Origin of the sequence: Mesorhizobium sp. M0659 (assembly GCF_040320605.1) — a bacterium.
GTDB lineage: Bacteria > Pseudomonadota > Alphaproteobacteria > Rhizobiales > Rhizobiaceae > Mesorhizobium.
In genome coordinates, this window is record NZ_JAMYPY010000019.1 from 107,113 (window position 1) to 118,122 (window position 11,010).

The 11,010-nt window shown below is 63.3% G+C and carries 9 protein-coding genes; 8 read left to right on the forward strand and 1 reads right to left on the reverse strand.

Going from position 1 to position 11,010, the window contains the following annotated elements:
- Positions 1–140 precede the first annotated feature (140 nt).
- Positions 141–2,429, reverse strand: coding sequence for a mechanosensitive ion channel family protein (locus NKI31_RS25275; protein ID WP_352652842.1), 2,289 nt, complete (start codon positions 2,427–2,429; stop codon positions 141–143).
- 282 nt (positions 2,430–2,711) lie between these two features.
- On the opposite strand from NKI31_RS25275, the gene NKI31_RS25280 reads away from it, so the two are divergent.
- The 8 genes from NKI31_RS25280 to NKI31_RS25315 form a co-directional block, all read left to right on the forward strand.
- On the forward strand, positions 2,712–3,314 hold the full coding sequence (locus NKI31_RS25280) for an ANTAR domain-containing response regulator (protein ID WP_023667842.1): 603 nt from the start codon (positions 2,712–2,714) through the stop codon (positions 3,312–3,314).
- 2 nt (positions 3,315–3,316) lie between these two features.
- Entirely contained in the window at positions 3,317–4,555 is a 1,239-nt protein-coding gene (locus tag NKI31_RS25285; protein ID WP_031199262.1) for a CmpA/NrtA family ABC transporter substrate-binding protein, read from the forward strand.
- A 338-nt stretch (positions 4,556–4,893) separates the two neighbouring features.
- Positions 4,894–6,222 carry a CmpA/NrtA family ABC transporter substrate-binding protein gene (locus tag NKI31_RS25290; protein ID WP_023667844.1) on the forward strand — a complete coding sequence of 443 codons (1,329 nt, stop codon included), beginning with the start codon at positions 4,894–4,896 and terminating at the stop codon, positions 6,220–6,222.
- 93 nt (positions 6,223–6,315) lie between these two features.
- Positions 6,316–7,206 (forward strand): nitrate ABC transporter permease, encoded by an 891-nt coding sequence (gene ntrB, locus NKI31_RS25295; RefSeq protein ID WP_352652844.1) that lies wholly within the window; start codon positions 6,316–6,318, stop codon positions 7,204–7,206.
- A 10-nt stretch (positions 7,207–7,216) separates the two neighbouring features.
- Complete coding sequence (locus NKI31_RS25300) at positions 7,217–8,014, forward strand: ABC transporter ATP-binding protein (protein WP_023667847.1); 798 nt, start codon at positions 7,217–7,219, stop codon at positions 8,012–8,014.
- A gap of 4 nt (positions 8,015–8,018) precedes the next feature.
- Entirely contained in the window at positions 8,019–10,469 is a 2,451-nt protein-coding gene (gene nirB / locus NKI31_RS25305; RefSeq protein WP_352652845.1) for a nitrite reductase large subunit NirB, read from the forward strand.
- A gap of 5 nt (positions 10,470–10,474) precedes the next feature.
- Entirely contained in the window at positions 10,475–10,804 is a 330-nt protein-coding gene (gene nirD / locus NKI31_RS25310) for a nitrite reductase small subunit NirD (RefSeq protein WP_352652846.1), read from the forward strand.
- 3 nt (positions 10,805–10,807) lie between these two features.
- A partial coding sequence (locus tag NKI31_RS25315) for a hypothetical protein (RefSeq protein ID WP_352652847.1) occupies positions 10,808–11,010 on the forward strand: 203 nt, incomplete at its 3' end.

An 11,010-nucleotide genomic window follows, 5' to 3' on the forward strand; every position in this document is an offset into this window, starting at 1 on the left:
TCAAGCTTGGCCTCAGAACGCCACGCTGGTGCTGGTTGGCGGCGATCAGGTCGTCGCTATCGGCAGCTCGACTAGCGTGGTGTCGCGGGTCCAGGCTTTGCGCGGAAAGCCGTGTTGCGACCGGCGGGTATCACAGCGTCCTACTCCGTTGTGCCGGCTTTTTTTCTGCGCCGATTGGTGTGCGACTGGGCGACGGCCATTCGTAATTCAGGTGTGACCTCCAAACGCGCATTCTCTGTCCCATGCGGGTCTTGCAGCCCCTGGACGTGGACGGTCGGGAATGGGAGCTCGATGCCCTGCTCCTTGAAGGCCTGGCGGAGGCGCAAAAAGAACCTGCCTTTCATGCTGAAGGCGCCTCCAGGTCTGGTCGTGACCTTGACCCTCAAGACGATGCCGTACTCGCCGAACTCCTGCACCCCCTGCATCTTGATCGGTTCGATCACCCAGTGTTTGAACTCCGGATCTTCCGCCAGTTCCAGGCCAATTCGCTTGATCAGTTTGCGAGCAAAGTCGATATCGGTGTCATAGCCAACGGTGATGTTGAATTTGTCGGTGACCCAGTCACGGCTCTGGTTCTGCACGGCGCCGAGTTCGCCGAAAGGTATCGTGAACAGCGGACCACGATGGTGGCGCAGCTTCACCGAGCGCAGCGAAAAGCTCTCCACCGTACCCCTGTAGCTGCCCGATGAAATGTATTCGCCGACACGGAAAGCATCGTCGAGCAGATAAAACACGCCAGAGATCACGTCCTTGACGATGGTTTGCGCGCCAAAACCCACGGCGACGCCGACGACGCCGGCGCCGGCGATCAGCGGGCCGATCTGGATGCCGATCGAAGCGAGCATCATCAGCACCGCCATCACGATGATCACTGCTAGCAGAATGTTCTGGATGATCGGCAACAGCGTGTGCAGCCGCGCCTGATGCGGATCGAGGGTGAGGATGTCTTCTTCGCTCACCACCGCTTGCGGTATCGCGACGCCCAGCTTTCGTTCGATCAAGGCTTTGATGATCGACCAGCCGAAATCGGCAGCAAGGGCAATGACCACGACGTTGATCAAGCCGCGCAATATGAGCATGGTGGTCGTATCGCTGCCGCGCATGGATTGCATGTCCAGGCCCAGTACGCGTGCGAGAAGGTAAGCCGCCGCGAGGATGAAAATCATCCGGATACCGCGATCGATGACAGCGATCGTCACCGCCGGGATCGTCGGCCGGCCGGCATCTTCCGAACCGGGCCGCAGGACGAAATTAACCCCGCGCTCTGTCAGCACAATTGCCAAAGGCAGGAAGAATGCGGTGAAGGTAAACCAGAAGAATGTGTAGAGGCCGGCAATGCGTTCGAGGAACAGAACGACGAAGTAAGCCGTCAACAACCATGTCACTGCCGTGTCACCGCTGTGGCGCGCGCCGTCTCGCTGCGTTCTTGGCCGACGCCAAATGGCCAGCAGGAAGAGCAACAGCAGGATGAAATCGGCGCCCACCGACAGGACCATCATTCCGTCCTGGTCTATGCCGAGACCCGGCAAGAGGACAAACGCGGCGGCGAAGAAGGCGAAAACGCCGACGATCCGGGGCAGCCAATAAGCCCAATGGTCAGCAGCTCCGTTGGTGATCGGCAGGGCACGAACCTCGATGGCGTGCTCGACCTCCATGAAAGAAGGGACGAGCGTGGCCATCACGTATAGGCGCACAGCCCACGTAAAGACCGCAGCCATCAGAAATGTCAGCACAATCTCGCGGATGAGCGCTGGCCAGTCGAACAGCATGAACGCACCGGCGCTGCCCAGCGCGAACGAGCCGATCATCATGCTGGAATAAAGCGTGCGGCCGCCGATCTTCTTGGCCCGCCCGATGGGCGTATCTCTGGGTTGCGCGATGATCCAAAGACGAAATGGACGGGTGAGCTTGTATATTGCCCAGGTGAGCGCCAGGCCGGCAGCGATAAAGATCGCAATCAGCACCAATATGCTGACGGGGCCCTTGCTGGACATATCGTCCATTGTCTGGGCCCGGACGCGCGCGAACTGGCCTGGCAGTGTGGGCACGGTTCGCACGATTTTCTCGATGTGATGCTTGATCCGATCGAGCGTCGAGGATGCCATTGTATTCATCTGGCCCGGTGCGGCCACGGCGTCGGCCGGCGGAGCGCCAGCCGCAGCAGGCGCTTCCGTTGATCCAGCGGCCGGATTTCGTTGCTCGGCCACCCAGGCCTTCACCGACGGATCGTCGAGAAGCTCGAACAGCTGTTTGACCTTGTCGGGCGCGACGGCGGCCGGTGACTGCGCCTGTGCCGGGCCAGCCAGCAGGAGGGCGATCCCAAGGACGAACGACCCGGCAATCAGGGCAAACTTCGTCGTCAGGCCTCCGAGACGCCGTGCCGGGCGCGCCAGCTTGCTGGCTCCCAATCGTCGATTCATGAGCAGCATCGTGCGGTAACCTTCCGGTCAGATCGGCGAGCAAGGACAGCTATGTCCGTCGTTGCCCCCACCTTTAACAAGCCGATGTTGCGGTGCAAGTCTCATCGCACCTAGACCGTTGGGTAGGGCACCAGGCGACCGGCAAGGCTGTCATCACCAGTGCCAGCGTTGCGCTGCATTCCTTGTCCCGACCACCTAGACCGGGTCGTTGTCGGTCGGGGGTTGCTCCGCGGCGGGAGCCTGTGACCATGCCGCATTGCACAATTTTGCGACCTTGCCCACAATGCACGCATGGTCCGCAGCTCACTCGCCGTCCTGGTCATCGACGAAAACCGTATCCGCGCCGCGATCATCGAGGCAGGTTTGCGCGAGGCCGGCCATGAGCGGGTCACCGTCATCCACGACGTGACCGGCATTGCGCGGCGCATCGCCGAGATCGAGCCGGACGTCATCGTCATCGATCTGGAAAACCCGAACCGCGACATGCTGGAAAACATGTTCCAGCTGTCGCGTGCGGTGAAGCGGCCGATCGCCATGTTCGTCGACCGATCGGACCAGGCATCGATCGAAGCGGCGGTCGATGCCGGCGTTTCGGCCTATGTGGTCGACGGCCTCAGGCAAGAGCGCGTCAAGCCGATCCTGGACATGGCGGTCAGCCGCTTCAACGCTTTCTCGCGCATGGCGCGCGAGCTGGAAGAGGTTCGAGGGGAGCTTGAGAGCCGCAAGGTGATCGACCGTGCCAAGGGCATCCTGATGAAGTCGCGCGGCCTGACCGAAGAGGCCGCCTACACGCTGCTGCGCAAGACGGCGATGAACCAGAACCGCAAGATCGGCGACATTGCCCAGAGCCTGGTGACTGCCGCCGGGCTGCTCGGGCCGTCGGAGGACGAATGAGCATGAGCGCCGAGCACCAGATCACCGCCGGCTTCATGCCGCTCTTCGACAGTGCCGTGCTGGTTGCGGCGGGTGAGCTTGGATTTGCCGCACGCGAGGGCATCGATCTCACACTGCACCGCGAGACCTCCTGGGCCAACATCCGCGACCGCATCGCCATCGGCCATTTCCACCTGGCGCACATGCTGGGGCCGATGCCGCTCGCCTGCAATCTCGGGCTGACGCCGCTTGCTTCCGAGACCATCGTGCCGTTTTCGCTCGGGCTTGGCGGCAATTGCATCACCATCTCCAACGCCGTCTGGGAAGGCATGGCGGCACACGGCGCCATACCCGATCTCGAGCCCGCGCGCGCGGGCGCAGCCCTCGGTGCCTTCATTCGCGACCGCGCCGGGGCTGGCGGCGATCCGCTGCGCTTTGCCGTGGTGCACCCGCATTCGGGGCATAATTACGAACTGCGCTACTGGCTTGCCGGGTGCGGCATCGATCCGGAGCGCGAGATCGAGATCGTCATCGTGCCACCGCCCTTCATGGCCGATGCGCTGGTCGCCGGGCGGATCGACGGCTACTGCGTGGGCGAGCCCTGGAACAGCGCCTCGGTCGCCGCCGGCACCGGCCATATCGTCACCGTCAAGGCGCTGCTGTGGCGCAACAGTCCGGAGAAGGTGATCGGCGTGCGCAAGGCCTGGTCGCAGGAGAACCCGGTCGCGCTGGCAGCATTGCTGCGCGCGCTGCATCATTCGGCGCGCTGGTGCCAGGATCCGGGCAACCACGCCGAACTGGCTGGTGTGATGGCTCAAGCTGGCTTCCTGGGCCTGCCACCAGCTGTCCAGATGCCGATCCTGACCGGCCATCTTGAACTGGGCGGCGGCGCCGAACTGGATGTCGACGACTTCTTCCTGCCCTTCGACAAGGCGGCGAACTTTCCGTGGAAGAGCCATGCGCTGTGGTTCTATACGCAGATGGTGCGCTGGGGGCATGTCGAGCACACGCCGGAAAACCTTGCTATCGCCCGTGACTGCTACCGTCCGGACCTCTACCGCTCGGCGCTAAAGCCGCTTGGCGTTGCACTTCCCGGCGCCAATGCGAAGGTCGAGGGCGCGCTTAAGGTCGCCACGGCTGTCGGTGCGACTGGGGCAGGCTTGGTGCTTGGGCCGGACGGCTTCTTCGACGGTCAGACCTTCGACCCCGACGAGATCGACGGCTATATAGCGCGCCAGAAAGTCGCTCGCGCGGAAGCCTGATCATTCTCGCGCCATTCTTGTGCATTGCACAAAAAATGTGCGTGCGATTGCTGTAATGAACAATCTTTGACCTGCTTGCGATGTCGCCTCACGTGCCGGCGTCTGGCGCGTAATGTTGATTTCATTTAGGTTTTTCGTTTCACTCAGAACTGGCACGGTTCCTGCTTTGAATTAGCCAGACCCTTCGCGGGTCACGGAACAGGCGTCCAATGGCGGGCGCCACAGGCAAAGCTGCCGCTCAGGTCAACGACGCGATCCCGGATGTACGGACGCGCGAGGCCTGGACGGCGGCTTTTTTGTTTTGGGCCACTCGACGAAGCGTTCAACCGGAGATCACGATGAAAGAAAAAATAGGAAAATGGATCGGGACGGGAACATCGCTCAAGGATGTGACGCGCCGCGATTTTCTTGTCAGCAGCGCCATGACGGCCGGCCTGTTCGTGGCGGCCCGCAAGCTCTTCCCCTCGGGCGCCTATGCCGCCACGACCGCTCCGGAGGTCACCGGCGCCAAGCTCGGCTTCATCGCGCTGACCGACGCGGCGCCGCTGATGATCGCCAAGGAGAAGGGGCTGTTCGCCAAGTTCGGCATGCCCGACGTCGAGGTGATCAAGCAGGCCTCCTGGGGCGCGACGCGCGACAATCTGATGCTCGGCGGCGAAGCCAACGGCATCGACGGCGCTCACATCCTGACGCCGCTGCCCTATCTCATGCACACCGGCAAGGTGACGCAGAACAACCAGCCGATGCCGATGGCTATCGTGGCGCGGCTCAACTACGACTGCCAGGGCATTTCGGTTGCGCAGGAATACGCCGGCACCGGTGTCGGGCTCGACGCCTCCAAGCTGAAGGACGCCTTCGCCGCCAAGAAGGCGGCCGGCAAGGAAATCAAGGCCGCCATGACGTTCCCGGGCGGGACCCATGATTTGTGGCTCCGTTACTGGCTTGCCGCCGGCGGCATCGATCCCGACAAGGACGTCTCGACCATTGTCGTGCCGCCGCCGCAGATGGTCGCCAACATGAAAGTCGGCAACATGGACGTGTTCTGCGTTGGCGAACCGTGGAACGAACAGCTCGTCCACCAGGGCGTTGGTTTCACCGCCGCCACCACCGGCGAACTGTGGAAGGGTCATCCCGAAAAGGCGCTCGGCCTCCGCGCCGAATTCATCGACAAATACCCGAACGCCACCAAGGCGATCGTGATGGCCGTCATGGAGGCCCAGCAATGGTGCGAGGCCACGGAGAACAAGGACGAGATGGCCGCCATCATCGGCAAGCGGCAATGGATGAACGTGCCTGTCGCCGACATTATCGGCCGCCTCAAGGGCGACATCAACTACGGCAACGGCCGCGTGGCCACCGGCACTGACCTCTACATGAAATTCTGGAAGGGTGGCGTCTCCTATCCCTACAAGAGCCACGACAGCTGGTTCCTCGCCGAAAACATCCGTTGGGGAAAATTCGCGCCGACCACCGACATCAAGACGCTGGTCGATCAGGTCAATCGCGAGGATATCTGGCGCGAGGCGGCGAAGGATCTCGGCGTTGCCGCAGCCGATATTCCGGCCTCGTCGTCGCGTGGCGTCGAGACATTCTTCGACGGCAAGATTTTCGACCCGGCCAACCCGTCGGCCTATCTCGACAGCCTGAAGATCAAGGCATCGGCTTGACCAGCGCAAACGGCGCGTTGCGCCGTTTGTCGCCCCCAGCGCAACGGCGCTTCGCCGTTGTCGCCCGCATCGACCCCGGAGTTATACCCAGACATGTCCATCCAAGCCATTGAGGAAACCACGGTGAAGGCGTTCCCCGCGAAGCCTGCCGCGGTCATCGCTTTCACCGCCAAAGCGCGGCGCCGCTTCGACCCGATCGCGATCGCCGGCAGGCTGGCCACCGCCCTGGTGCCGCCGGTCATCGTTATCGCCTTCATGCTGGTCGTGTGGCAGATCGCCTGCTCGTCGCCGACCGCCAGCCTACCGCCGCCCAGCCAGGTGTGGAACGAGGCCTATGACCTGATCGCGCATCCGTTCTTCAACAACGGCCCGCAGGATATCGGCCTTGCGTGGCGGGTGCTGATCTCTCTGCAGCGCGTCGCCATCGGCTTCGGCCTGGCGGCGATCGTCGGCGTCGCGCTCGGCGCCCTGGTCGGCCAGTCGATCTGGGCCATGCGTGGCCTCGATCCGGTGTTCCAGATACTGCGCACCGTGCCGCCGCTGGCCTGGTTGCCGCTGTCGCTGGCTGCTTTCCGCGATTCCAGCCCGTCGGCGCTGTTCGTTATCTTCATCACCTCCATCTGGCCGATCATCATCAACACAGCCGTCGGCGTGCGCAACATTCCAGAAGACTACCGCAACGTCTCGCGCATCCTGCAGCTCAACCAGTTCGAATTTTTCGTCAAGATCATGGTTCCGGCGGCTGCACCTTACATCTTCACCGGCTTAAGGATCGGCATCGGCCTGTCCTGGCTCGCCATCGTCGCCGCCGAAATGCTGACCGGCGGCGTCGGCATCGGCTTCTTCATCTGGGACGCCTGGAACTCGTCGCGGCTGCCCGACATCATCGTCGCGCTCGCCTATATCGGCGTCACCGGCTTCTGCCTCGACCGCCTGGTCGCTGCGGTCGGTGCTTTCGTCACCCGCGGCACAACGGCAAAGTGAGGAGAGGGCGATGACGGCCTATCTGAAGCTCGACCATATCGACAAATCCTTTGCCCGCGGCGGTCAGGTCAGCGAGGTGCTCAAGGACATCAGGCTGACCATCGACAAGGGCGAATTCGTCTCCATCATCGGCCATTCCGGCTGTGGCAAGTCGACCTTGCTCAATCTGATCGCCGGGCTGACCAAGGTTTCCGCCGGCGCCGTGCTGCTTGAAAACAAGGAGGTCGACAGCCCCGGACCCGAGCGCGCCGTGGTGTTCCAGAACCACAGCCTGCTGCCATGGCTCACCGTCTACGAAAACATCAGCCTGGCGGTGTCGAAAGTCTTTGGCCGTTCCAAGAGCAGGACCGAGCGACATGACTGGATCATGCGCAATCTCGATCTCGTGCAGATGGCCCATGCCAAGGACAAGCGGCCGGCCGAAATATCGGGCGGCATGAAGCAGCGCGTCGGCATTGCCCGGGCGCTTGCCATGGAGCCGAAGATCCTGTTGCTCGACGAGCCGTTCGGGGCACTCGACGCGCTGACGCGCGCCCATCTGCAGGATGCGGTTATGGACATCCATTCCAGGCTCGGCTCGACGACGATCATGATCACCCACGATGTCGACGAGGCGGTGCTGTTGTCCGACCGCATCGTCATGATGACCAACGGTCCGGCGGCGACAATCGGCGAGGTGCTTGCGGTGCCGCTGCTGCGGCCGCGTCGACGCGTCGAACTCTCTTCGGACCGCACCTTCCTGCGCTGCCGCGAAGCGGTGCTGAAGTTCCTCTATGAACGCCACCGCTTCGTCGAAGCCGCGGAGTAACGCCATGACCGAAAAACTCGTCATCATCGGCAACGGCATGGCCCCCGGGCGCATGCTGGAGCATCTGCTCGAACAGGCGCCGGGCCGCTACACCGTGACCATTTTCAACGCCGAGCCGCGGGTGAACTACGACCGCATCATGCTGTCTCCGGTTCTCTCCGGCGAAAAGGCCTATGAGGAAATCATCATCCACGGCGACGGCTGGTACATCGCCAACAACATCACCCTCTACAAAGGTCACAAGATCGTCGCCATCGACCGGGCGGCCAAGACCGTCACCTCCGACCACGGCGTCACCGAGCCTTACGACAAGCTCGTCATCGCCACCGGATCGGTGCCTTTCATCATTCCGGTGCCCGGTCACGATCTGCCGGGCGTGCTGACCTATCGCGACCTCGACGATGTTCAGGCCATGATGCTTGCCGCCCAGTCGCGCGCCAAGGCCGTGGTCATCGGCGGCGGCCTGCTCGGGCTTGAGGCGGCAGCAGGTTTGAACGCCCAAGGCATGAACGTCACTGTGCTGCATGTCATGCCGACATTGATGGAGCGTCAGCTCGACCCCGCCGCCGGCTATCTCCTGCAGCGCGCGGTGGAACAGCGCGGCATCAAGGTCATCACCAAGGCCAACACCCAGGCGATCACCGGCAACGGCAAGGTCGGGCAGGTGGAGCTTGCCGACGGCACCATTATCCCGGCAACGCTGGTGGTGATGGCGGTCGGCATCCGGCCGAATGCGGCGCTGGCCAGAGAGGCCGGCATAGCCGTCAATCGTGGTATCGTCGTCGATGCCGGCATGCGCAGCAACGACCCCGACATCTACGCGCTCGGCGAATGCGCCGAGGTCTACGGCCAGGTCTACGGGCTGGTCGCGCCGCTCTATGAGATGGCGCGCGTTGCCGCGAACCAGTTGGCCGGCAACGAGGCAGCGGCCTTCGTCCACATGGACACGCCGACCAAGCTCAAGGTCACCGGCATCGACCTGTTCTCGCTTGGCGACTTCGCCGAAGGCGAGGACCGCCAGGAGATCGTGCTGCGCGATGCCGCCGCCGGCGTCTACAAGCGCCTTGTCCTGAAAGACGACCGCATCATCGGCACCGTGCTTTATGGCGAGACGGCGGATGGGGCCTGGTTCAACGATCTCAAGAAGAAGCAGACCGACATATCGGAGATGCGCGACACGCTCATCTTCGGCCAGTCCTACCAGGGGGGTGCCCCGCTGGACCCTATGGCGGCCGTTGCAGCCTTGCCGGATGATGCGGAAATCTGCGGCTGCAACGGCGTTTGCAAGGGCAAGATCACCGGCGCGATCACGGCCAAGGGCCTGGCTTCGCTCGACGACGTGCGCGCCCACACCAAGGCATCGGCTTCCTGCGGTTCGTGCACCGGGCTGGTCGAGAAGCTGATGGTGCTGACCATCGGCGACAAATACAACCCGGCCGCTGTGCAACCGATGTGCGGCTGCACCACGCTCGGCCATGACGAGGTGCGCCGGCTGATCATCGCCAAGAGCCTGAAGACCATTCCCGCCGTCATGCAGGAGCTGGAATGGACGACCTCCTGCGGCTGCGCAAAATGTCGGCCGGCGCTCAACTACTACCTCGTCTGCGACTGGCCGAACGATTACGCCGACGACTATCAGTCGCGCTTCATCAACGAACGCGTCCACGCCAACATCCAGAAGGACGGCACCTATTCGGTGGTGCCGCGCATGTGGGGCGGCGTCACCAACGCCGCCGAACTGCGCGCCATCGCCGACGTCGTCGACAAGTTCGAGATACCGATGGTCAAGGTCACCGGCGGCCAGCGCATCGACATGCTGGGCATCCGCAAGGAGGATCTGCCGGCGGTGTGGGCCGATCTCGGCCAGGCCGGCTTCGTCTCAGGCCATGCTTACGCCAAGGGCCTGCGCACGGTGAAGACCTGTGTCGGCTCCGACTGGTGCCGCTTCGGCACGCAGGATTCGACCGGCCTCGGCATTCGCATTGAGAAATTCATGTGGGGCTCGTGGACGCCGGCCAAGGTCAAAATGGCGGTGTCGGGCTGTCCGCGCAACTGCGCCGAGGCGACCTGCAAGGATGTCGGCGTGATCTGTGTCGACAGTGGCTACGAGATCCATTTCGCCGGCGCCGCCGGCCTCGACATCAAGGGCACCGAAGTGCTTGGCCTGGTCAAGACCGAGGACGAGGCGCTGGAGCATATCGTGGCGCTGACGCAGATGTATCGCGAGCAGGGCCGCTATCTCGAGCGCATCTACAAATGGGCCAAGCGCATCGGCATCCCCGAGATCAAGCGCCAGATCATGGACGACGGTGCAAAGCGCAAGGCCTATTACGAGCGCTTCGTCTTCAGCCAGAAATTCGCCCAGGTCGACCCGTGGTCGGAACGCGTCTCCGGCAAGGACAAGCACGAGTTCCGGCCAATGGCTTCTGTCGGGTTTGCGCAGGCGGCGGAGTGATCAAAATGGACTGGATATCGATCGGCTCACTCTCCGACATCCCCCGCCGCGGCGCGCGCTGCGTCGACACACCCGAGGGTAAGATCGCCGTCTTCCGCACGCAGGACGATCAGGTCTACGCCATCGACGATCATTGCCCGCACAGAGGTGGGCCGCTGAGCCAAGGCATCGTCCACGGCACCGCCGTCACCTGTCCCTTGCACAATTGGGTCATCTCGCTGGAGACGGGCAAGGCGCTCGGCGCCGACGAGGGCGCCGTGCGCACCCTTCCTGTGCGGATCGAGGGCGAGCTCCTGTTCATTGCGCTGAAAGCGCTGGCCAGCCGCGCGGCCTGAAGCATGGAACTGGGCGAAGCGCGCGAGGTGAGGACCACCTGCCCCTATTGCGGGGTGGGTTGCGGCGTGCTGGCGAAAGTCGCCCCCGGCGGGGGAGTGAGCGGGCCCCGGGCCCCCCCCCCAACACCCCACATAGGCCGGCGCAGGTCCAAAGGGGCCGCCCCGGGGGCAACCAACCCCCGCGCTGGCACGCGGGTCAAACCCCC